The 22,006-nt window shown below is 51.4% G+C and carries 22 protein-coding genes; 6 read left to right on the top strand and 16 right to left on the bottom strand.

Translation table 11 applies throughout. The annotated features are described in order from the left end of the window. Positions 1-248 precede the first annotated feature (248 nt). A complete protein-coding gene (locus HRH59_RS15815) occupies positions 249-614 on the top strand; it encodes an HPF/RaiA family ribosome-associated protein (protein WP_173502243.1) in 366 nt (121 codons plus the stop codon). A 47-nt stretch (positions 615-661) separates the two neighbouring features. On the opposite strand, the gene mazG is transcribed toward HRH59_RS15815, so the two are convergent. Genes mazG through rlmD form a run of 3 tightly spaced genes read right to left on the bottom strand, consistent with a single transcriptional unit; the run spans position 662 to position 5,007 of the window. Next, positions 662-1,438: a nucleoside triphosphate pyrophosphohydrolase gene (gene mazG / locus HRH59_RS15810; protein WP_173502242.1), complete on the bottom strand. Its 777-nt coding sequence runs from the start codon at positions 1,436-1,438 to the stop codon at positions 662-664. Between the two features lie 32 nt (positions 1,439-1,470). Beyond that, entirely contained in the window at positions 1,471-3,663 is a 2,193-nt protein-coding gene (gene relA, locus HRH59_RS15805; RefSeq protein WP_173502241.1) for a GTP diphosphokinase, read from the bottom strand. An 18-nt stretch (positions 3,664-3,681) separates the two neighbouring features. Beyond that, positions 3,682-5,007, bottom strand: a complete 1,326-nt coding sequence (gene rlmD / locus HRH59_RS15800; protein WP_173502240.1) for a 23S rRNA (uracil(1939)-C(5))-methyltransferase RlmD — start codon at positions 5,005-5,007, stop codon at positions 3,682-3,684. Positions 5,008-5,088: 81 nt separating this feature from the next. Here rlmD and barA point away from each other — a divergent pair, with 81 nt between their 5' ends. Beyond that, positions 5,089-7,812 carry a two-component sensor histidine kinase BarA gene (barA, locus tag HRH59_RS15795; RefSeq protein ID WP_173502239.1) on the top strand — a complete coding sequence of 908 codons (2,724 nt, stop codon included), beginning with the start codon at positions 5,089-5,091 and terminating at the stop codon, positions 7,810-7,812. Positions 7,813-7,832: 20 nt separating this feature from the next. Here the strand turns inward: barA and acpS are convergent, their stop codons facing one another. The 11 genes from acpS to rpoE form a co-directional block, all read right to left on the bottom strand. After that, positions 7,833-8,228 carry a holo-ACP synthase gene (acpS, locus tag HRH59_RS15790; protein ID WP_173502238.1) on the bottom strand — a complete coding sequence of 132 codons (396 nt, stop codon included), beginning with the start codon at positions 8,226-8,228 and terminating at the stop codon, positions 7,833-7,835. After that, positions 8,229-8,963: a pyridoxine 5'-phosphate synthase gene (gene pdxJ, locus HRH59_RS15785; RefSeq protein ID WP_173502237.1), complete on the bottom strand. Its 735-nt coding sequence runs from the start codon at positions 8,961-8,963 to the stop codon at positions 8,229-8,231. Between the two features lie 29 nt (positions 8,964-8,992). Next, positions 8,993-9,676 (bottom strand): DNA repair protein RecO, encoded by a 684-nt coding sequence (recO, locus tag HRH59_RS15780; RefSeq protein ID WP_173502236.1) that lies wholly within the window; start codon positions 9,674-9,676, stop codon positions 8,993-8,995. Between the two features lie 8 nt (positions 9,677-9,684). Next, on the bottom strand, positions 9,685-10,593 hold the full coding sequence (gene era, locus HRH59_RS15775; RefSeq protein WP_173502235.1) for a GTPase Era: 909 nt from the start codon (positions 10,591-10,593) through the stop codon (positions 9,685-9,687). Beyond that, the gene (rnc, locus tag HRH59_RS15770; protein WP_173502234.1) at positions 10,583-11,257 is read right to left on the bottom strand and encodes a ribonuclease III; all 675 of its coding nucleotides are present in this window, start codon (positions 11,255-11,257) and stop codon (positions 10,583-10,585) included. The genes era and rnc overlap by 11 nt, the downstream gene beginning before the upstream one ends. Before the next feature lie 32 nt (positions 11,258-11,289). Next, positions 11,290-12,213: a signal peptidase I gene (lepB, locus tag HRH59_RS15765; protein ID WP_173502233.1), complete on the bottom strand. Its 924-nt coding sequence runs from the start codon at positions 12,211-12,213 to the stop codon at positions 11,290-11,292. Between the two features lie 13 nt (positions 12,214-12,226). Then, entirely contained in the window at positions 12,227-14,026 is a 1,800-nt protein-coding gene (lepA, locus tag HRH59_RS15760; RefSeq protein WP_173502232.1) for a translation elongation factor 4, read from the bottom strand. A 172-nt stretch (positions 14,027-14,198) separates the two neighbouring features. After that, positions 14,199-14,648, bottom strand: coding sequence for a SoxR reducing system RseC family protein (locus tag HRH59_RS15755; RefSeq protein WP_173502231.1), 450 nt, complete (start codon positions 14,646-14,648; stop codon positions 14,199-14,201). After that, positions 14,648-15,577: a MucB/RseB C-terminal domain-containing protein gene (locus tag HRH59_RS15750; protein WP_173502230.1), complete on the bottom strand. Its 930-nt coding sequence runs from the start codon at positions 15,575-15,577 to the stop codon at positions 14,648-14,650. The genes HRH59_RS15755 and HRH59_RS15750 overlap by 1 nt, the downstream gene beginning before the upstream one ends. Next, entirely contained in the window at positions 15,577-16,203 is a 627-nt protein-coding gene (locus HRH59_RS15745; protein WP_173502229.1) for a sigma-E factor negative regulatory protein, read from the bottom strand. Before HRH59_RS15745 ends, HRH59_RS15750 begins: the two co-directional genes overlap by 1 nt. Before the next feature lie 40 nt (positions 16,204-16,243). Further along, complete coding sequence (gene rpoE, locus HRH59_RS15740; protein WP_173502228.1) at positions 16,244-16,819, bottom strand: RNA polymerase sigma factor RpoE; 576 nt, start codon at positions 16,817-16,819, stop codon at positions 16,244-16,246. A gap of 148 nt (positions 16,820-16,967) precedes the next feature. Here rpoE and nadB point away from each other — a divergent pair, with 148 nt between their 5' ends. Next, on the top strand, positions 16,968-18,566 hold the full coding sequence (nadB, locus tag HRH59_RS15735; RefSeq protein WP_173502227.1) for an L-aspartate oxidase: 1,599 nt from the start codon (positions 16,968-16,970) through the stop codon (positions 18,564-18,566). On the opposite strand, the gene HRH59_RS15730 is transcribed toward nadB, so the two are convergent. After that, positions 18,528-19,019 (bottom strand): protein YgfX, encoded by a 492-nt coding sequence (locus tag HRH59_RS15730; protein WP_173502226.1) that lies wholly within the window; start codon positions 19,017-19,019, stop codon positions 18,528-18,530. The two genes, nadB and HRH59_RS15730, sit on opposite strands and share 39 nt — an antisense overlap. Then, positions 19,006-19,257: an FAD assembly factor SdhE gene (locus HRH59_RS15725; RefSeq protein WP_173502225.1), complete on the bottom strand. Its 252-nt coding sequence runs from the start codon at positions 19,255-19,257 to the stop codon at positions 19,006-19,008. Before HRH59_RS15725 ends, HRH59_RS15730 begins: the two co-directional genes overlap by 14 nt. Positions 19,258-19,350: 93 nt before the next feature. On the opposite strand from HRH59_RS15725, the gene ygfZ reads away from it, so the two are divergent. Genes ygfZ through HRH59_RS15710 form a run of 3 tightly spaced genes read left to right on the top strand, consistent with a single transcriptional unit; the run spans position 19,351 to position 21,939 of the window. After that, complete coding sequence (gene ygfZ, locus HRH59_RS15720; protein WP_231702526.1) at positions 19,351-20,364, top strand: tRNA-modifying protein YgfZ; 1,014 nt, start codon at positions 19,351-19,353, stop codon at positions 20,362-20,364. A 10-nt stretch (positions 20,365-20,374) separates the two neighbouring features. Next, complete coding sequence (locus tag HRH59_RS15715; RefSeq protein WP_173502224.1) at positions 20,375-20,860, top strand: FKBP-type peptidyl-prolyl cis-trans isomerase; 486 nt, start codon at positions 20,375-20,377, stop codon at positions 20,858-20,860. Between the two features lie 50 nt (positions 20,861-20,910). Further along, complete coding sequence (locus HRH59_RS15710; protein ID WP_173502223.1) at positions 20,911-21,939, top strand: DUF2804 domain-containing protein; 1,029 nt, start codon at positions 20,911-20,913, stop codon at positions 21,937-21,939. Positions 21,940-22,006 lie beyond the last annotated feature (67 nt).

Genomic DNA, 22,006 nt, shown 5'->3' with positions numbered 1-22,006 from the left:
ACGGTTGTTCAAGAATTGGTATCAGGACGGGAGGAAAGTATAGCAAAGCGTGCTGCGCCACTCAACGTAAAGCTGCAGGCTAATGTGATTTATATGCGATTGTCAGCCGCACGGTTATTTTACCGCTGCAGCCTTGACTATAATGCTTGGCGCCTCAAGATTAGTAATAGCAGATGGAAACCATTCGACGCCGGCGGGGTCTGTTAATTAAGCTTAACCCGCCATTTAGTCAATCACAGGAGTAGCCTATGCAAATTCAAGTTCACACAGACCGTCACATCCAATCAGACGAGCGTTTAGCTGAATTTATCCGCGACACACTGCAAACCAAACTCAGCCGTTTTGCCGATCACCTGACCAGGATTGAAGTGCATTTAAGTGACGAAAATGGCCAGCAGAAAAACGATGGCAACGACAAACGCTGCTTGTTAGAGGCCCGCTTTGAAGGCTTAGACCCGGTAGCAATAACAGAGCATGCCGCCACTGTTGGCCAGGCCATTACCGGCGCCGCCGACAAAATACAGCGCAAGCTAAGCTCAGTAGTGGGTAAGTTACGCGATAAACATGTCCGGGCGGGCAACGCCGAATTTGTTCAGCCGGACGAAGTCAGTTAATTCTTAAGCAAAACAGGGCGCCGCATTACGCTATCAGCTGCGCCCTTTTACGGTGCTTGTTTCTTTACCTGCTGCCACAACGCTTCCATTTCATCCAGGTTAGATTGCTGCGGGCTATTGCCCTGCAAGGCCAACGCTTGTTCTACGCCGCGAAAGCGGCGCTCAAATTTACTGTTGGCAGCGCGTAGCACCGCTTCCGGGTCAAGTTTGTGTTTGCGTACTACGTTAACCAGGGCAAACATTAAATCACCCAGCTCCTCAGCCAGCTCCGGGCTACCGGCTGCAGTTTGCTCTACTTCAATAATTTCTTCTTTTACCTTATCCCAGCAGCCTTCTACGGTTGGCCAGTCAAAACCGACATTGGCGCAGCGTTTTTGCAGCTTACAGGCCCGGCTTAGTGCCGGCATTGCCTGCGGGATATTATCCAACACACTGTGCAGGCCGCTGTCTTTACGCTCCGCGCTTTTCAGCGCTTCCCAGTTTCTAAGTACAGTGTCAGCGTCTTCTGCCGTCACATCGCTGAAGATATGCGGGTGGCGCCGCTCTAACTTGTCGCAAATAGCCGCGACGCAATCATCAAACTCAAAGCGGCCGTCTTCTTTGGCTAGTTGGGCGTAAAACACCACCTGAAACAGTAAATCACCCAGCTCGTCTTTTAACTCGTCAAAGCTCTCACGCGCTATGGCGTCAGCCACTTCGTAAGCCTCTTCCAGCGTGTACGGCACTATAGTGGCGTAGCTTTGTTTTAAATCCCACGGGCAACCGCTTTGCGGGTCACGCAAGCGGCTCATAATGCTTAACAGCCGGGTAATATTATCTGACACACTGCTCCCTTTCTGTTTTTGACGGCTACAGATTAATGATGAAAGCGCTTGGCCTCTACAACATCATCTATCTGGCTGATTTTACTTAATAACTTATTAAGCGAGTCGAGATTATACAGCTCCATTGTCATATTAATTACCGCCGTTTGCGCTTTAATATCCGAGCTGCTGCTCATTTTGGTGACGTTGGCTTTTTCGTTCGCCAAAATACTGGTGATGTCGCGCAATAAGCCATTGCGATCGTGCGCCACGATACGGATATCTACCTCATAGCCGGAGGCGTATTTATCGCCCCAGGTGGCATCTACCACCCGTTCGGGGTGGCTGTCCTGCAGCGTTTTGAATTGATCGCAGTCATCACGGTGAATAGCAATACCGCGGCCCTGAGTAATGTAGCCGATAATGGCATCGCCCGGCAGCGGATGACAGCAACCCGCCATATGGGTTAACAAGTTGCCTACGCCCTGCACCACCACATCGCTTTTCGCTTTGCTGGCCGGCAGTGGTTTGGTAATTAAGCGCGGGTCAATTTCCGGCTCTTCTTTTACATATTGGCTTTGAATAAAGTGCACCACCTGGGTCACTTTAATTTCGCCGCCACCAATGCCCACCAACAGCTCATCCATGCTGTTTACGTTAAACCGCGTCAGCACTTTGGCCGGGTATTCCATCACCAGGTTTAGTCGTGTCAGTTCGGTATCAAGCAACTCTTTGCCAGCCGCGAGGTTTTTATCACGGTCTTGCAGACGAAACCAATACTGTACTTTAGACCTGGCCCGGCTGGATTTTAAATAGCCCAAATGCGGGTTTAACCAGTCACGACTGGGGTTGGGTTCACGCCCGGTCAGAATTTCTACCTGATCGCCGGTTTTCATCTGATAAGTAAAGGGCACGATACGGCCGGATACCTTGGCACCAATACAGCGATGGCCTACGTTGGAGTGCACATAATAGGCAAAATCCAGCGGCGTGGAGCCCATCGGTAAATCGACGATGTCACCTTTGGGGGTAAAGACGTAAACGCGATCTTCAATCACCTGGTTACGCAGCTCTTCGGCTAAATCACTGCTGTCGACCACATCTTCCTGCCATTGCAGTAACTTACGCAACCAGCCTATTTTTTCATCGTTGGCGCCGTCTTTAGCATTTGCTGCACCTTCTTTGTAACGCCAGTGCGCCGCTACGCCAAGCTCGGAGTCTTCATGCATCTGGCGTGTGCGGATCTGGATCTCCACCGGCCGGCCCTGCGGCCCAAGCACCACGGTATGAATAGACTGGTAGCCGTTTTGTTTAGGCGTGGCGATGTAATCATCAAACTCTTTTGGCAAATGGCGCCAGCCGGTATGCACTATACCTAAGGCGCCGTAACAATCCTGTACCCGCTCGGTGATAATGCGCACCGCACGGATATCGTACAGCTGATCAAAGGCCAGCTGCTTTTTCTGCATTTTTTTCCAAATACTGAAAATATGCTTGGGCCGGCCGTATACCTCTGCGGCTAAATTGGCATCTGCCATTTTTTGCCGCACCGAGGCGACAAAATCCTGCATATACTGCTCACGGTCTAACCGGCGCTCTTCCAGTAAACCGGCAATTTGTTTATATAATTGCGGGTGCAGGTAGCGAAAGGCTAAATCTTCCAGTTCCCATTTCAGCTGGCCGATACCGAGGCGGTTAGCCAGCGGCGCAAAAATAGCGTTGGTTTCTTTGGCTGCCAGTACCCGGGTTTCTTCGTCGGCGTTTTTAACTTCCCGCAGATAGCAAATTTGCGCTGCCAGTTTAATCACCACCGCGCGGACATCTTCTACCATCGCCAGCAGCATACGGCGCAAATTATCGGCCTGTTGCGGGTTAACACTTTGATTTGGCCCGGTAGGAATAGTACGGATGGCTTCCATTTGCTGCACCGCACGCAACATCACCAGTACATTGGCCGGAAATGCCGGTTCTAACTGTTCCAGGCTAAGCAGCCCGGCTTCTAATTGCGGGAAAAACAATGCTGCCAGCAGTGAATCACTGTCCATACGCAGATCGGCAAGTATCTCGACCATTTCCCAACCGGTGCGCACAGCCGGCTCCGGCTCTACCAGTTGATGCTGTTTCAGCCACTCTGCTGCTGCCATTAAACTGCTGATTTTTTTCTCAGTCAGCCCCAGTGAGCATAACCATTCCAGCGTTTCACCACTGTTGTAGTCAGTGCTGTGCGACTGGCGAACCCTTACCATGTGCTGTTCCCTCTACTTTTACGACCGGCTGAACAACGCCATTAATTCCAGATGACTGGTATGAGCAAACATATCAACGCCGCCGATTTTTTCCAGATTGTAGCCACGTTGCAGCAATACTTTGGCATCACGGGCGAAGGTGGCGGCATTGCACGACACGTACAATATCTGTGCCGGTTTTAGCCTGGCAATTTGCTCTACCGCGCCCTGAGCACCGGCGCGGGCCGGATCCAGTAACACCTTACTATACTCTGCTTTGTTCCAGCGCTCTTTCGGCCAGGTCAGATGTAAGTCTGCCTGATATGCTTCCACGTTGCTAAGACCGTTTAACTTAGCATTGGTTGCCAGTTGATGCACCATTTTAGCCACACCTTCCAGTGCCCGCACCGTTTTGGCGCGTTGCGCCAATGCCAGAGTAAAATTACCAATGCCGGCATACAAATCCAGCACGGTATCATTGCTACCGGGCTGCAGCCAATCCAGTGCCTGCGTTACCATTTGCTGGTTTATTGCGGCGTTTACCTGAATAAAGTCATCCGGCGAAAATTGTAATGTCAGGTTTTGCTGTTGCAAGTGGTATTGCGGTGTTACTACGGTATTCCAGTAACTAAATTGGCCGGAGTCAGCCTCGCCCAACCAAACTGCTTGCGGCCAGGCGGCAACAAAATGCTGCTGCTCAGCCGGCGTCAATGCTTTAACATGCCGCACTATAACAAAGGCAGTGCCACCGGCTTCCAGCACTTCCGCATGGGTTACCGCAGTAGGGTCTTGCAGTTGCACTAAGGCCTGGTTTAATGCGTCGAACACCGGTGCTAACAGCGGCGACAACACCATGCAGCTATCCACAGCGATAATGTGTTTATCGCCATGTTGACGGAACCCCACACTAAAGCGGCGCTGCTTTTTATCGTACCAAATACCGATACGGGCGCGACGGCGATAACCGCTGTCGGTTGCGCTCAGCATCGGCTGCCACGGCAATGACGTTAGTCCGGTTTGGTGACAAATCAGCTTACTGATCCCCTGCTGCTTTAGCTCACGCTGGTTTTCGACACTCAAATGCTGCAACTGGCAACCACCACATTGTTTCGCATAAACACAAGGCGGTGCGATACGTAAAGGCGAAGCCTGCAGCACTTTAACGCTGTCGGCTTTAATATAACCGGCTTTATCTTCCAGCACTTTTGCCTGTACCTTTTCACCCGGCAGCGCGCCGTTGATAAAAGCAATTTTTTGCTCATGTTTACCGATGCCATGCACCTCATAGTCACTGCTGTCGATGCTGAACGTCAGTGTTTTACCGGTTAAACTGGTTTTAGGTTTGGCTTTGTATAGGTTAAGCATGGGCTCTCTATCGGGTTGTAGGCAAGTGCGGCCTGATATGTCATTATCAGTACAACATTTACGACTTCTTTGCCTTTATCAATGACAAAAATTGGTTTGCGTTCGTGGTTATTACTCTGCAGCCTGCTACCGGCGCTGCTGGTAAGTGTATTCTGCGCCGGCTATTTTAGCTATGTTCGCTATCAGGAGTTAGCACTTTCTTTAACAGAGCGGGCGCAGCATATTGCGCTGCCGCTGGCCATCAGTGCCGACGACTTACTCAGCCGGCAAAATTATGCGGCGCTACAGCAACTGCTCGACAGTGCACACCGGCTGAATTCCCCTTTGCTGAGCAATATTACCTTGTTTAACGCGCAAAACGAGGCCGTACTAAGCAGTAACCCGCAGCAATTTTCTGTTGCACTGTCGCTGCAAGACCCAACCACATTGCCTGCTACCGGTTTAATGATTGCCGGCAGCGATACTGCTTTGGTATATCAGCCTTTGCTCAGTAGCCAGGTCGCGGTTAGCGGCAATACAGCCAGCAGCAACGGCTATCTGCTGTTACAACTGCCCAAAGCACAGCTGCGGCTGCAGCAACAAACATTGTTGTTACATATTGCCTTGCTGGTACTGGCCTGCCTGCTGGCCGTGATATTGCCTACCTTGTATTTACTGCGCCGGTTGCACCGGCCACTGGCCGGCATGCAATATCAGTTGGCGCAGTTGTTAAGCGGTCAAACGCCCACCGCCGGCGTACCCGGCATAGTGCGGGAGCTGGCGGCATTGCAACAGGATTTAAACCGGCTGGGTGAGCACCTGGCACATCATGAGCAGGAAGTGCAGCAGCAGATTGAACAGGTAACCAGTGACTTACAGCAGAGCATGGAGCAATTGGAAGTCCATAATATTCAGCTCGATTTTGCCAGACGCAAAGCGCTGGAAGAAAACCGGCAAAAATCCGAATTTTTAGCCAAAATGAGCCATGAGCTGCGCACGCCGTTAAACGGTGTTATCGGCTTTACGCGGCAACTGCTGAAAACCCGGCTGTCCAGCAGCCAGCATGACTACTTAACGACTATTCAAAAGTCAGCCAACAGCTTACTGCATCTGGTAAATGATGTGCTGGATTTCTCCCGGTTGGAAGAAGGCCGCTTATCGATAAACCCCGAACCGTTCTCGCTGCGCGATTTACTCAACGACGCCACTGAACTGCTGGCGGCTAATGCCTTTGATAAGCATTTGGAGCTGGTGCTGCTGGTCGACCCGGGTTGTCCGGATGATTTAATTGCCGACCCGGCCAGGTTTGCGCAGGTGCTGATGAATATTGCCGGCAATGCCATTAAATTTACCGATCACGGCAGTATTGTTATCCGTGTATCAGCCAGCTTGCTGAACGAAGATCAGCTTATCTTACATTGTTCAGTGCAGGACACCGGCCGCGGTATCAATGAAGAGCAGCAGCTTATGCTGTTTCAGGGCTTTAGCACCAACGAGCAACGCAGCCATCAATCCGGCTCGGGCCTGGGGCTGATGATCTCACAACGCCTGGTGCAGGCCATGGGCGGTAATATCGGCTTTGAGAGTAAACCGGCAGAGGGCTCTACGTTCTGGTTTACCATTAAATGCCAGCGTCATCAGTTATCGGTCGCCGACAGCCTGCCGCTGGAACTGATTGAAAATAAACAAATTCTGTATTTTGAGCCACAACAACATTCACGCGAAGCCACGTTAAGCTTATTGCATAGCTGGGGCATGCAGGTTACCGCCTGCGCAACCAAAGGTCAGTTGCAACAAGCATTGGCGCACCAGCAACACTATGACATCGGCCTGATAGGCCGCACCATTGCCATTAACCAGGTTAATCAGGTAACCGCATTAATCCGCCAGGTAAAGCAACACTGTAACTACACCTGTCTGCTGGTTAATACCTTATCGCCGCATCTGCGTGAAACTCTGCTGGGCAGCGGCGCCGATGCCTGCCTGTCCAAACCGCCGCATTGGCGCAAACTGGCCACCATCCTGGCGCAACCTTATGTGCAGCAACAGCAGATAGCAGAACAAAGCAGCCCGCCTAAAAACGCCAGCCTGAAAGTGCTGACGGTAGATGATAACGACGCCAATCTGAAGCTGATTAATACCTTGCTGGCCGAGTATGTTGAGCATATAGATTCAGCCCGCGACGGGGCAGAAGCCTGGCATAAAGCCACACAACACGCCTACGATATTATTTTTATGGATATTAATATGCCGGTGATGGACGGCGTAACAGCGTGCCAGCGCATTCGGCAAAGTTCGTTAAACGAACATACGCCGATTGTTGCTGTTACAGCCCACGCGGTAGACGGCGAACGCGCCCGCTTATTAACCCTGGGTTTTAATGAGTTTTTAAGTAAACCGCTGGACGAAAAAATGCTGCATTGCAGCTTGCAGGAGTTTTGCCCGGCCGGAAAATTACAGGGCCTTAGCAATAACTGGCCGGCCAGCAAACTGGTAGATTGGCCGCTGGCGATGGAAAGAGCCGGCGGTAAATGCAACCTGATGACTGAAATGCTGCAAATGCTGGTGGCAGGTATTACCTCAACCCGCGCGGCTATACAGCAAGCGCTGGTGACACACGATAACGAGCAATTGCTGCAACAGATCCACAAGCTACACGGGGCCTGTTGTTATACCGGGGTACCGGCGCTGAAACAACTGGCGGAACTGCTGGAAACCCAACTGAAACAAGGCAAAACCCCGGCGCAGTTGGAACCGGAGCTGCTTGAACTGGATGATGTGTTACAGGCGCTGTGGCAGGAAAGCCAGCAGTGGCCAAAATGGTAAGCAGGTGAGCCTGGCCGGATTTATTGCCGCTCGAGGATCACGGTAGCAGCGGCATAGGCTTGCTCGTCGCTGATAGACAACCAGATATGGTTTACCCCCATAGTAGCTGCCAACTCTGCCGCGTAGTCGGTCAGCGCCAGCTGCGGCGCCCCCACAGTATTATTACTGACACTGATGTGCTGAAACGATACGCCGCGGCCGATGCCGGTGCCCAGCGCTTTGGCTGCGGCCTCTTTGGCAGCAAAGCGCTTGGCAAAATAGCGCGCGGCAATGGCCGGTTGTTTTTCAGCATGGCTTTGATAAATCGCTTGCTCGGCAGCTGTGAGCACCCGCTTTAGCAACGCCGGGCTACGTGCCAGGCTTTGCTCAATACGGGCAATTTCCACAATATCGGTGCCAAGACCAACAATGGCCATTTAGCGGCGTGCCTCTGTCATTAAACGCTTCATCTCACGCACTGCGGCATCTAAACCGCTGAACACCGCACGCGCCACGATGGCATGGCCGATATTCAGCTCATACATCTGCGGTATCGCCGCTATGGGTTGCACATTATGATAATGCAAACCATGGCCGGCATTAACAATTAAGCCCAGCGATGCGGCAAATTCAGCGGCCTGGCGAATACGGTTAAGCTCAGCCGCCTGCACAGCAGCATCTTTGCTTTCGGCGTATTTACCGGTATGGATCTCGATATAGGGCGCACCGGCACGGGCGGCAGCTTCAATTTGTTGTTTGTCGGCATCAATAAACAGTGATACCAGAATGTTTTGCTCACTCATCTGCGTTACCGCATCGGTAATACGGTGTAATTGTCCGGCCACTTCCAGACCGCCCTCAGTGGTCAGCTCCTGGCGTTTTTCCGGCACAAAACAGGCAAAATGCGGTTTTAACTCAGTGGCAATAGCCAACATTTCGTCGGTAACTGCCATTTCAAAATTCAGCCGCGTGGCAATGGTCTGGCGCAGCACAAATACATCGCGGTCAATAATATGCCGGCGGTCTTCGCGTAAGTGCACGGTAATACCGTCAGCGCCGGCCTGCTCGGCCATTAGAGCTGCATGCACCGGTTCAGGGTAATAAGTACCCCGCGCCTGGCGCAGCGTAGCTACGTGATCAATATTAACGCCGAGAAAAATAGGGTTATGCATGCCTGACTCCGGACAACAAAAAATGAATATTAACCTGATGCAAATAATGCGCGGCTGGCCAACGGCTTAGTACCCAGCAGCGGCGCCAACAGCTGACGACTGAGTTGCTTGGCGCAGCGTTTGGCCTCAGCATTGTGCCACTGGCCCAGACCAATTTGCAGCAGCTGTGCACCGCGGTATCCACGCTCAGCAGGTACAAAACCCTGCTCACTTTGCCACTGATAGCAACTGTTGCTGTTAACAGCATTGCCAAGCGCATCCTGTTGCCAATCTATCGGTTGGCCAAGCTCCGTTAACAGCGCAAATTCAAATTCGCGTAAACAGGGCTCCAGCTCTGCACTGCCCTGCTGCACCTGGCTTAGCTGCTGCAGGCTGTGTTGATATAAGGCAAATAACTGCTCTGCGGCCAGATTATCCGGCCACAACCGGCATACCAGCTCGTTTAAATACATACCGCTGTACAGCACCTTGCCACTGAACATAAAAGCCGGTGCCGCTTCATCAATACTTTTTACCGTTTTCAGCTCATTGCGTCCGGTTAGCTGCAAGCTAAACAACTGAAACGGCTGCAGCGCCAAACGTTGCTTGCCCTGGCGTTTGCGTACCACTGCCGATAACCGCCCCAGCTCAGGTAATAACAGCTGCAAAATCAGCTTGTCTTCACCCAGCTGCCGGCTGTGCAGAATATACCCCGGCCAAAGCTCAGCGTGCATAGGCCGCCTTAGTCGTCGCCGTAGCCTAAACTGCGCAGCGCACGCTCGTCATCGGCCCAGCCCGATTTTACCTTGACCCAAACCTGCAGGAATACCGGCTGCTCCAGCATGGCGGCCATATCAATACGCGCCTCGGTAGCAATAGTTTTAATACGCTCGCCTTTATTGCCGATCACCATGCGCTTTTGACTTTCCCGCTCGACCAACACCAGCGCCGCGATATGGTAGTGTTTCTCTTCCCATTTAAACCGTTCAATTTCTACCGTAACCGAATACGGCAGCTCATCGCCCAAAAAGCGCATCAGCTTTTCGCGTACTATTTCGGCGGCCATAAAGCGCATTGAGCGGTCGGTGACATAATCGTCCGGGAAGAAAAACTCACACAGCGGTAAATGCTGCTTTACGACGTTGCGCAGTGCTTCCACGTTATCGCCGGTTTCCGCCGACAACGGCACCACATCAATAAAATTAAGCTGGCTACCCAACCATTGTAAATGCGGCAGTAAGGTGTCTTTATCGCGATATAAATCAACCTTGTTCACCACCAGGATCACCGGCTTTTTCGACGCAATTAAGCGGTTAAGCACCATCTGATCATCATCGGTCCAGCGGGTGCCTTCCACCACAAACAACACAAACTCAACATCCAGAATAGAACTGGCTGCGGCTTTATTCATCAGCCGGTTAATAGCGCGCTTTTCTTCGATATGCAGGCCCGGCGTGTCAACATACACCGTTTGGTAATTGTCGCGGGTATCAATACCCACAATACGGTGGCGCGTAGTTTGTGGTTTTTTCGAGGTAATACTGACCTTCTGCCCCACCAGTTTGTTCAGTAAGGTGGATTTGCCCACATTTGGCCGGCCCACTATCGCCACTAACGCAGCGTAGGTAGGTGTTGTGCTGTTATCTGTCATGCTTAATTTTTTCCAGCGCCATATGAGCGGCGTCCTGCTCTGCCTTGCGGCGTGAACTGCCGGTAGCGGTAAAAGGTGTCATGCCGGCGATAGTACAACGCACAGTGAAGGTTTGCTGATGCGCTTCGCCCACAGTGGCAATAACGTCGTACACCGGTAAGGCTAAGCGTAGTCCCTGCAGATATTCCTGCAACAGGGTTTTCGAGTCTTTCTGCTCACCGGGGGTAATGGTTTCAAGCCTGGTGCCAAACCACAATAAAATCCGCTCTTTACAGGCTGCCATGCCGGTATCCAGATAGATAGCGCCCAAAATGGCCTCTACTGTATCGGCTAAAATAGACTCACGGCGAAAGCCGCCGCTTTTCAGCTCGCCCGGGCCCAGTCGCAGGTGTTCAGATAATTGTAACTCCTGAGCAACTTCAGCCAGGGTGACGCCTTTTACCAGTGCCGCGCGCATGCGGGTTAAATCACCTTCACGCGCCTTAGGGAAATGTTCATACAGGGTTTCGGCGATAACTAAGCTTAGCACCGCATCGCCGAGAAACTCCAGCCGCTCATTGTGCTGACCTTTGCAACTGCGATGGGTAAGCGCTTGCTCCAGCAAGGCTTGCTGTTGAAACTGATAGCCCAACCGGGCTTGCAGTGGTTTTAACGATTTTTGCATGTCTGTCTCTTAACGGTGAACGCTGTGCCGGTTTAGTGAATAGCACCAAGGCGGTCAAAGCGCACTCCGGTTGGGATCCAGCCGGGTAACCAGCTGTTTGGATCCTCATTAAATTCAAAACTCATCCAGATAAATACCGCTTTACCTACCATATTGTGCTCCGGTACAAACCCCCAGAACCGGCCGTCGCGGCTGTTATCGCGGTTGTCACCCAACACAAAATAATGGCCGTCCGGCACGACAAACTCATCAATGGCGGTGCCGTGTTGTTTAAAGAAAAACTCGGTATGCTCACGCCGTGCCGGCGTTTGCAAAATATCATGCGCTACTGTGCCTAATTGTTCAGTGTAGCGCCGCTGAGCGTATTGCTCCTGATAAAACTCGCCTTCGTTCTTCAACTGCAATGCCACCATTTCCAGCTTACCGCAGCTTGCTGCATTGTCACCGTTACAGGCTTTTTCAATAAACAATTGTTTATTGCGGTAAATAACCCGATCGCCCGGTAAGCCGATAACACGTTTGATGTAATCTACTGTCGGTTGCTCAGGATATTTAAATACCGCCACATCGCCGCGCTGCGGCTTATTATTGCTGTACAGCGTTTTACGCCACACCGGGTCTTTCACATCGTAGGAAAACTTTTCCACCAGGATAAAATCGCCTACCAGTAAAGTAGGCATCATTGAGCCTGACGGAATTTGAAACGGTTCATAAATAAAGGAGCGAAAAATGGTGATAAGCGCAATCACCGGAAAAATCGACTTCGCCGTTTCCACCAATTGCGGCTCTTTCACCAGTTGTTCGCTAACATTGGCAGGTAAGTCACCGCCGGCAGAACTTTGCGCCAACACTAAGCGTTGTTGCCGTTTTGGCGCTAACACCAGCGCATCTAATAACCAGACTAAACCACTGGCCAGTGTCAACAGCACCAGAAAAATTGCAAAGTAACCTGCCATGAAAATCCCTTAATTATTTACCGACTTTCAGAATGGCAAGGAAGGCTTCCTGTGGTACTTCCACATTACCTACCTGCTTCATCCGCTTTTTACCGTCTTTCTGCTTTTGCAGCAGTTTTTTCTTGCGGCTGATATCACCGCCATAACATTTTGCCAGTACGTTCTTGCGCATCTGCTTAACCGTAGTACGGGCAATAACATGGTTGCCGATAGCCGCCTGAATAGCGATATCGAACATTTGCCGCGGGATCAGCTCTTTTAACTTATCTGCCAGTTGCCGGCCGCGGCCCTGAGCAAAATCGATATGGCTGATAATGGCCAGCGCATCAACACGCTCACCGTTGATCAAAATATCCACCCGCTGCATATTCGAGGTTTGAAAGCGCTTAAAGGCATAATCCAGTGAGGCATAACCGCGGCTGGTCGACTTTAACCGGTCAAAGAAGTCCATTACAACTTCCGCCATCGGCAGCTCATACACCACTGCCACCTGACGGCCGTGGTAGCTCATATTCATCTGCACGCCGCGCTTTTCGATACACAGGGTAATAACGTTACCGAGGTATTCCTGTGGCACCAAAATATGCGCTTCTACGATGGGCTCGCGAATTTCATCAATATCATTTACCGCCGGCAACGCGCTGGGGTTGTCCACCATCACCGTTTCGCCGTTCTTTTTCAGCACTTCATAGACTACGGTTGGCGCGGTGGTGATCAAATCCAGGTCGTATTCACGTTCTAAACGTTCCTGAATAATTTCCATGTGCAGCATGCCAAGGAAACCAATACGGAAACCAAAACCTAATGCACCGGAGTTTTCCGGCTCATAAAACAGTGATGAGTCGTTCAGGCTTAACTTAGCCAGCGCATCGCGGAAATCTTCGTAATCGTCGCTGGATACCGGAAATACACCGGCATAAACCTGTGGCTTAATGCGTTTAAAACCCGGCAGCGCTTTTTCTGCGCTGTTTTTTGCCAGGGTTAAGGTGTCGCCTACCGGCGCGCCTTTAATCTCTTTAATACCGGCAATAACAAAACCTACTTCACCGGTTTTTAATTCGCCGGTATTGGTGGCTTTAGGGCTGAATACGCCCACTTTGTCTACTTCGTAGCTCTGGCCGGTCGACATTACTTTAATTTTGTCTTTGGCTTTAATGCTGCCGTGCTTAACCCGTACCAGTGATACCACGCCCTGATAAGCATCAAACCAGGAATCAATGATCAATGCCTGAGTGGGTTGTTCCGGCTCACCTTCCGGTGGCGGTATTTTCTTAACGATGGTTTCCAGCACATCTTTAATACCCAGCCCGGTTTTGGCTGAACATTGCACTGCACCTATAGCTTCAATACCAATAATGTCTTCAATTTCTTCTGATACGCGATCCGGATCAGCCTGCGGCAGGTCAATTTTATTCAGTACCGGCAGCACTTCTAAATTCATTTCCAGCGCGGTATAGCAGTTCGCTACCGTTTGCGCTTCCACGCCCTGGCCGGCATCTACTACCAACAGTGCGCCTTCACACGCAGCTAATGAGCGGCTTACTTCATAGGTAAAGTCAACGTGGCCCGGCGTGTCGATAAAATTCAGTTGGTAAGTATTGCCATCATCAGCCGGATAATACAGCGTGACACTTTGCGCTTTAATGGTAATACCGCGCTCACGCTCAAGATCCATCGAGTCCAGCACTTGCTGCTGCATTTCACGGTCAGATAAACCACCACAATACTGGATCAAGCGATCAGACAGTGTTGATTTACCATGGTCGATATGGGCAATGATAGAAAAGTTTCTGATGTGATTAAGTTTAGGCATGTTGTCCGCAAAACTGTAGGCGTAACGCAAGGTTGAAAACTTATAGCTGCTAAGCCACAACCTCCTGCGCTAACGCGGGTTATTCCGATAAATTAGCGCGAATTGTACTCTATCCCACGTCAGCTTGCTATGTGTATTCAACGTAAAGCCGGGATTGCTGCATGGTGCTGACTTAGCTGAGGCGCTGCACCGCAAGCTGCGGCAGCACTTCAACAATACTGATTTGTTCTGTACTTTGCTGTAAGCGGCCATAGCGACGCGCCAACATAAAACCTGCTATCGCGCCGGTAAGTGCAGCGAGTATTACCCAGCCTTCTGCCAACCCGGCAAGCCCGGCAGTTACTGCACCACCCAACAACAACAGCAATGGCAACAAATATACCATTAGCGCTGCCATCAGCAGGCTGTTTTCCTGTAAGCCGATTTTTACCTGCTCGCCCGGCAATAAGGCCAACGGCGTGGTGATAAAAAAACGGTTTTGGCGTGGCGTCATGGTTTTTGCCACTATGCCGGTACCGCAGTCATCACTGACATTGCAGGCGTTGCAACTGGCCACCGGTGTGGTACTTAACCAAACACCTCCGGCTTCAACCGCAACCACGGTAGCGATTTCCTCGACCATCAGCGCACCGCCGCCGCCAACTGGCGGGCAATTTCAATGCTGACCGGGCCAATAACGGTGATTTCTAACTGCTCCCCGGTTTGGACATAAATAGTAGTGGCGCCGTCACGAAAGGCTTGCGTAGGCAAACGGTTGCTGTCCTGAACAAATACCGATACCTGATGCAGACCATCGCTCAGCAACCAATAACTCAGCAAACTGTCAGCCAGTTGTGGTAAATCTGCCGGTTCTGCTATCTGACGAAACCCCTGCGGTAACCAGGTAAGTTGGTGTGCAGTTTGCGGTACTGTATGGCCGGCAACCGCCGGCGGCTGTGGTAGCTCGGCTACCAGCAAAGCCTGCAGGGTGTCAGGAAATTCAGCCGAAATTTGCATATGGGTTACCAGCCAGCGCTCCAGCGCGTTTTGCTGTGCTGACAAGGTATCAATACGTAGCGGAAAACCGGTTTCAGCATCCAGCCACAGCCAGTAATGGTAGCGGCCGCCTTCTTTTGCCGTTAAGCGCAGCAACTGGGCGCTGCGGCCCGACATCACTGAGCTGCTGCCGGCAACGGCGTTATACAACTCAGTGATAACGGCTTTATCTTCAAACAATAACGCCGGCAACTCAGGAATACTGTTGCCACGGGTGACAAAAGCCGGTTTATCGGTTAACAGGTAATACACCAGCGCATCGCGGCGTAAGATATCTACGCCACTGGTGTCTAACGGGATTAAATGCTCTATTTCCTGCTGGCCTTTAACACCATGGATCCAGCGATAAGTATCAGCGTTGCCACCTTTGAGCACGACAAAGGAGGTATCAAAATTATACTGCTTAACGGCGTGCTGCACTTTGTCAAACAGTGCCCAACCTTCCTGCCCGGCTTGCGCCAGGCCTGACACTACTACCAGTACTATGGCACTGCATAAGCCAGAGAATCGCATCATTATTGCCCGTCGTTTGCTGTTCCGTTGTTATCTTTAACGTCGTGACTGGCTTGCTGCGCTTGTTCCATCACGCGCACTTGTTGGCGATGCGCATTAAGCAACGCTTGCAGGCGCTTTTGCTGCTCCAGCATCGCTTGCTGTTCTTGTTCGGCAAAGCGATCTCCGACCGTGGTTTGGCTTAAACTTACCGGAGTTGCAAAACCCGCTACCGGTTGGGTCTGCAACAACGGCAGTGGCGACAAGCTATCTTGTTGTGGCGACTGCTGATACTGCTGTACACCAAACACCGCCATTAATGCTACACCTGCAGCGATAGCACCCTGTGCCACCGGCTGTAACCAGCGACCGTTAGCAGCATAACTTAAACCGGTTTTAATCCGGCGTACCAGACCGCGGTTACTTTGCAATTGATACTGCGGCTCATCCGCCAGCCTGGCGGCAAAATCATCAGCAAAATTTATTGTCAGCGCGCTTTGCGGTTCACGACGCAGCACTGCACCTATCGTGTGATATCGCTCAAGCTTGTGTTGCAGCTCAGTGTCTTGCAGCAAGCTGTCGAGCTGTTGCGCGGTCAGTTGCTGATTGTCACTGGCGGCAGAGAGCCAATCCTGATGTTCTGACGACATAATGTTTCCTGTCTTAAATTACTGGTTTTTGCCCTGACTGTTAGCTTATTAACGGCTTAAGCTGCAAATCAATTGCTTCACGTGCTCTGAAAATGCGGCTTCTGACGGTGCCGATTGGGCAGGCCATTACGTCCGCAATTTCTTCATAACTTAACCCTTCAAGCTCACGCAACGTAATAGCTGTACGCAACTCGTCCGGTAATTTTTCAATGGTGCTGAACACCACATTACGGATTTCATCGGATAACAATAGCTTTTCCGGTGAGTCCTGCTCTTTTAACGCATCGCTGCCGTCAAAATATTCTGCGTCTTCAGCGTCTACATCTGTAGCCGGCGGTTTACGGCCATTGGCAACAAGATAATTTTTCGCACTGTTTACCGCTATCCGGTATAGCCAGGTATAAAAGGCGCTTTCGCCACGAAAACCGGGAATAGCCCGATACGCTTTAATAAAGGCTTCCTGCGCCACATCGGCTACGTCTCCGTGGTTAGAGACATAACGTGAAATTAAGTTCGCAATACGATGCTGATATTTTCGCACCAATACATTAAACGCGGCTTTATCGCCTTGCTGTACACGCTGGACAATCTGCCAGTCCAATTCTTGCTCGCTCATGTTCGAGCTAATCCCCTGTAATACTAATTGTTATGCTAACTGGCGCTGGTCTAGCGTGCTGGTATGACCGTAACTGCCAGAAATAGTTCTGCTAAATGTGGCAAAAAAGCTACAATAGCCCGACATTGACTGACGGCAAGTGTATCGCATGACGCAAGCAAAAGAATATCTCTGTGACGTTTTAATTATTGGCAGCGGTGCTGCCGGGTTGTCGCTGGCATTGCAATTGGCCGATCATGCCAACGTGTTGGTGTTAAGCAAAGGCCCGCTGCGTGAAGGTTCGACCCTTTATGCTCAGGGCGGTATTGCCGCCGTGTTTGATGAAAGTGACAGCATCGCATCCCACGTTGACGATACCCTGATTGCCGGCGCCGGCTTATGCGAGGAAGCAGCGGTGCAGTTTACGGCCGGTAATGCTAAAGCAGCAATGGAATGGCTGATTGCCCAGGGCGTGCCCTTTGATCAATATCAGGATCAGGACGGCAGCCTGAAATACCATCTTACCCGCGAAGGCGGCCACAGCCACCGGCGAATTTTACACGCTGCCGACGCGACCGGCCAGGCGGTACAAATTACCCTGGTCGACAAAGTTAAAGCCCATCCGAATATTCGCTTGCTGGAAAACTACAACGCCATTGACCTGATTAACGGGCGCAAAATTGGTAAAGATCCTAAGCACTGCTATGGCGCTTATGTTTGGAATAAAGACGCCGCCAAAGTTGAACTGGTGCGGGCCCGCTTTATTGCGTTGGCTACCGGCGGTGCCAGTAAAGTCTACCTGTACACCAGCAACCCCGATGTTGCCAGTGGCGATGGTATTGCCATGGCATGGCGCGCCGGCTGCCGGGTCGCCAATATGGAATTTAACCAGTTCCACCCCACCAGTTTGTACCATCCGGATGCACCGAACTTTTTAATTACCGAAGCCATGCGCGGCGAAGGTGCCTATTTAAAACGCCCAGACGGCAGCCGCTTTATGCCGGATTTTGACGAGCGGGCAGAATTAGCCCCGCGCGATATCGTCGCCCGTGCTATCGACTATGAAATGAAGCGTCTGGGTGCTAACTGTGTGTATCTGGATATCAGCCATAAGCCAAAAAACTTTGTTATTGAGCATTTCCCGACTATTTATGCCAAATGCTTAAGCGTCGGCATTGATATTACCCGTCAGCCTATTCCGGTAGTGCCGGCAGCGCACTACACCTGTGGCGGCGTAATGACCAATCTGAACGGCCAAACCGATATTGCCAACTTGTATGCTATCGGCGAAGTGGCTTATACCGGCTTACATGGCGCTAATCGCATGGCCAGTAATTCGCTGCTGGAATGTGTGGTGTTTGCCCAAGCCGCCGCCAAACATATTTTGGCGCAACTGGACCCCACCAGTGAGTTGCCGCTGTTGCCACCATGGGATGACAGCCGCGTCAGCGATTCAGACGAGGAAGTGGTCATTACCCACAACTGGCATGAATTGCGGCTGTTTATGTGGGATTACGTAGGTATAGTGCGCACCAATAAAAGGCTGGAACGCGCACTGCACCGCGTAGAGCTGCTGCAGCGCGAAATTCACGAATATTACAGCCACTTCAGGGTAAGCCATCATTTGCTGGAGTTACGCAACCTGGTGCAGGTGTCCGAGCTGATTATCCGCTGCGCTATGCAGCGTAAAGAAAGCCGCGGCCTGCACTATAATCTGGATTATCCGGAATTAACGCCGGACAGCAAACCCACCGTACTTACGCCTTAGGCGGCGTGAGGCATCAGCAGAGGTAGTGGTATCAGCCGCGGCAGATTGCCAGTTACGCTGATTAACTACCCGTGCCAATGCCCTGAAATCTGCTTCCGGGCATTGGTCGGCAAAAATCCAGCGCCGGTAACGGCGTTGCCCCTCGCCACGCCAATCCAGGCGAATCGCATATTGGCTGATTAGACCGGTATCACTCAGCCGGCCTGGCGGCAACGCCACGCCAAACCAGCGCAGTTGCCCATCCGCTAACAGCGCCAGCGCCGCACTTTGCTGTAATGCGAACCACTGAGCATAGCATTGGCAGTAAAACAGCAACAACACCGGCACCAGCCATAACCACCATAACAAGGGTAACGGCGTAACTGCCAACACCAGCGCCGGCAAAACCGTTAATACCACTAAACCATATTGGCAGTAGCGTGACGGTTTAAGCGCAATATTATACGCGGACACGGTCCAAAATCAGCTGTACCAGCGCCTGTAGCGCCGCGTCGCCGGATTTGGCATGGCCCATAAACCAGGCAAATAAATCCGGGTCATCACACGCCAGTAAACGCTCAAAATCCTGCTTTTGTTGCAGGCTCAGGGCGTCGTAGCCTTGCTCCACAAAAGGCGCCAACAATATATCCAGCTCTAACATGCCGCGCCGGCAGGCCCAGCGTAAACGTGGTTTTATCATTAATTCTGTCATAAACACCTTAATTTGCCGCAAATGTTGCGTCGGTTTGCCGCTGATTCTAACAAATTTCTGCCTGCGGGGTTGAGCTTTTGCTGCTTTCCCCCAATGATAGCAAGATTACTTATCAGCATAGCGATACACAACGTTATTATGCATACATCCTGGTTAACCGCAGAACAATACGCGCAATTATCCACTCAGGTTCAGGGCGCCTTTATCGCACCTTTACCTGCATTTGAAACCTTGCTGATAAGCGGACCGGATAACCGCAAATATCTGCAGGGCCAAACCACCTGTGATCTAGACCAATTACAGCCGGAAAATTTTTTACGTGGCGCGCACTGTGATGCCAAAGGCAAAATGTGGTCGCAGTTTCACCTGGTCAGTGACGGTGAGCAACTGGTTGTATTGGCGTTTCGTGACGAATTAAACGCCTCTGCTGCGCAGTGGAAAAAATTTGGCGTCTTCTCTAAAGTCAGTTTTGCTTCCGGCCAGCAACACTATGCCGTCTTTGGTATCGGCGGCAGTGACAGCGAAAAATTGATCAAACAATTAGGTTTCAGCGTACCTGCGCCCGGCACGCTTAGCCGCAAACCCAACGCCATATTGCTTGGTTTAGCTGACGATCATTTTATGCTATTAATAGCCCAAGCTGAGGCACAGCCGCTAATGCAACAACCGCTGCCGTTTGCCGCACCAACACTTTGGCTGGCACAGCACATTCAACACGGTTTCAGCTATCTGGAACAAGCATTAATTGGCGCCTTTGTGCCACAAATGCTTAACTTACAGGCGCTCGACGCCATCAGTTTTACCAAAGGCTGTTATATCGGCCAGGAAACGGTTGCCAGGTTGAAGTATCGTGGCGGCAATAAACGAGCAGCCTATATTCTGACGGCACAGACAGACGAAGTGCCCGCCGCCGGAACAGACATTGAAGTACAATTAGGTGAGAACTGGCGCCGGAGCGGCCAGGTTGTCAATGCAGCAAATATCAATAACCGTTTATGGTTAATTGCTGTGTTACCCAACGACACAACACCGGCAGACTCATTACGGCTTAGCAGCGACAGTGCACCGGCACTTAGCCTGCAGCCGTTACCTTATTCGATTAATTAAAGAGGTTTTCATGACCATTTCTCAGGACAAAGTTGTCGCCATGCACTACACCGTTACCGATAAAGAAGGTAACGAACTGGATACTTCCGTTGGCGGCGAGCCTTTAGTCTTCTTATTTGGCCACGGTTCATTAATTCCGGGTTTAGAACAGGCACTGGCGGGAAAAACCAGCGGCGACAAATTTAAAGCCGATATTGCCGCAGCTGAAGCCTATGGTGAGCGCCACGATGCGCTGACCCAAGCAGTACCAAAATCGATGTTTGAAGGCATGGAGGTTGCAGTAGGTATGCGTTTTCGTGCTGCCGGCCCGGATGGTCGCGAACAGTCGGTTATCGTGCTGGAAGTTACCGAGGAAGAAGTCGTGGTAGACGGTAACCACCCGCTGTCCGGCATAGACCTGACCTTCGACGTTGAAGTCATGCTGGTACGCGACGCCACTGAAGAAGAGTTAGCTCACGGCCATGTGCATGGCATTGATGGCCACGCCGGTCATTAATCGTTTTGTGAACAAGTACTGACCCGCAAGGGTCAGCCTTATTCCGCCGTATGAACGCTTCCTCACCCACTGACACGCCAGCTGATAACAACTTATTTGACAGCGGGGGCCGGCCGAGATTTGGCCACTTTAACCACCCTGTTACCCGGCTTGATACCGCGCAGTTTGCTTATTACAACCTGATGGATAAACCCGCCTCTGCACTGGCGAAATATCTGCACTACAAGCAGTTTCAGTTTATCAGTATCAGCCACGCCGATTGGCAAATTGGTGTCGCTATTGCCGATATCCGCTATGTCGCCAGCGCTTTTTGCTACTTTTATCAGCGCAGTACACAACAGTTAGATGAAATAAGCCTGTTAAAGCCGTTCAGCCTCGGCGTTCAAATGAGCCGCTCACCGGTGGCAGGCACGGCGCACATCAACGGCAAACAACAAATAAGCCTTACAGCCGACGGTTACAACTGGCACTTAGCGCTGCAAGGTGAGCTGCTGAGCGGCAATATCAGCCTGCATGGCGGCAGCGACGCTCAACCGTTAGCGCTATGCACTCCTACCGGTTATAACGGCTGGACTTACACCCAAAAACACAATGCCATGGCCATAACCGGAGCGCTGCAATACCGTGGCACGGCATTGGATGTCAGCGCTGCCCTTGGCGGCTATGATTTTTCCGCCGGCTATATGCGCCGCGAAACCAGTTGGCGCTGGGGCAGCATCAGTGCGACCTTGCCACAAGGCCGCTTTGGCCTGAATCTGGCCAATGGCGTAAACGAAACAGGTACAACTGAAAACTGCCTGTGGCTCAACGGCCGGCTGCAATTACTGCCGCCGGTAAGCATCGGCTTTAACCGGCAGCAACCGGCACAGCCATGGCTGTTTCAAAGTGCCGATAAGCACGTTTGTCTGCGGTTTACGCCGCAACAATGCCGGCGCGAGCGGCTGAACCTGGGTATTTTAGCCAGTAATTTTCGCCAGTATTGTGGTTTTTTTTTCGGCGAAATTTTGCTGAAAAATGGTGAAAAACTGATTCTGGATCAAGTGCCCGGGCTGGCCGAGGATCATTTTGCCAGGTGGTAGCCCACATCAGGCCCAGGCAGTAAATTCTTGACAGCAGAGCCAAAGCCCCCTATTTTTACCCTCTTAT

The organism is Rheinheimera lutimaris (genome assembly GCF_013283795.1).
GTDB lineage: Bacteria > Pseudomonadota > Gammaproteobacteria > Enterobacterales > Alteromonadaceae > Alishewanella > Alishewanella lutimaris.
This window is presented reverse-complemented; position numbering and strand designations above follow the sequence as displayed.

Bases quoted from the DNA above. Each gene is read 5' to 3' on its own strand.
- HRH59_RS15815 (WP_173502243.1), top strand. From the start codon at position 249: ATGCAAATTCAAGTTCACACAGACCGTCACATCCAATCAGACGAGCGT.
- relA (WP_173502241.1), bottom strand. From the start codon at position 3,663: ATGGTAAGGGTTCGCCAGTCGCACAGCACTGACTACAACAGTGGTGAA.
- rlmD (WP_173502240.1), bottom strand. From the start codon at position 5,007: ATGCTTAACCTATACAAAGCCAAACCTAAAACCAGTTTAACCGGTAAA.
- barA (WP_173502239.1), top strand. From the start codon at position 5,089: ATGACAAAAATTGGTTTGCGTTCGTGGTTATTACTCTGCAGCCTGCTA.
- acpS (WP_173502238.1), bottom strand. From the start codon at position 8,228: ATGGCCATTGTTGGTCTTGGCACCGATATTGTGGAAATTGCCCGTATT.
- pdxJ (WP_173502237.1), bottom strand. From the start codon at position 8,963: ATGCATAACCCTATTTTTCTCGGCGTTAATATTGATCACGTAGCTACG.
- recO (WP_173502236.1), bottom strand. From the start codon at position 9,676: ATGCACGCTGAGCTTTGGCCGGGGTATATTCTGCACAGCCGGCAGCTG.
- era (WP_173502235.1), bottom strand. From the start codon at position 10,593: ATGACAGATAACAGCACAACACCTACCTACGCTGCGTTAGTGGCGATA.
- rnc (WP_173502234.1), bottom strand. From the start codon at position 11,257: ATGCAAAAATCGTTAAAACCACTGCAAGCCCGGTTGGGCTATCAGTTT.
- lepB (WP_173502233.1), bottom strand. From the start codon at position 12,213: ATGGCAGGTTACTTTGCAATTTTTCTGGTGCTGTTGACACTGGCCAGT.
- lepA (WP_173502232.1), bottom strand. From the start codon at position 14,026: ATGCCTAAACTTAATCACATCAGAAACTTTTCTATCATTGCCCATATC.
- HRH59_RS15755 (WP_173502231.1), bottom strand. From the start codon at position 14,648: ATGGTCGAGGAAATCGCTACCGTGGTTGCGGTTGAAGCCGGAGGTGTT.
- HRH59_RS15750 (WP_173502230.1), bottom strand. From the start codon at position 15,577: ATGATGCGATTCTCTGGCTTATGCAGTGCCATAGTACTGGTAGTAGTG.
- HRH59_RS15745 (WP_173502229.1), bottom strand. From the start codon at position 16,203: ATGTCGTCAGAACATCAGGATTGGCTCTCTGCCGCCAGTGACAATCAG.
- rpoE (WP_173502228.1), bottom strand. From the start codon at position 16,819: ATGAGCGAGCAAGAATTGGACTGGCAGATTGTCCAGCGTGTACAGCAA.
- nadB (WP_173502227.1), top strand. From the start codon at position 16,968: ATGACGCAAGCAAAAGAATATCTCTGTGACGTTTTAATTATTGGCAGC.
- HRH59_RS15725 (WP_173502225.1), bottom strand. From the start codon at position 19,257: ATGACAGAATTAATGATAAAACCACGTTTACGCTGGGCCTGCCGGCGC.
- ygfZ (WP_231702526.1), top strand. From the start codon at position 19,351: ATGATAGCAAGATTACTTATCAGCATAGCGATACACAACGTTATTATG.
- HRH59_RS15715 (WP_173502224.1), top strand. From the start codon at position 20,375: ATGACCATTTCTCAGGACAAAGTTGTCGCCATGCACTACACCGTTACC.
- HRH59_RS15710 (WP_173502223.1), top strand. From the start codon at position 20,911: ATGAACGCTTCCTCACCCACTGACACGCCAGCTGATAACAACTTATTT.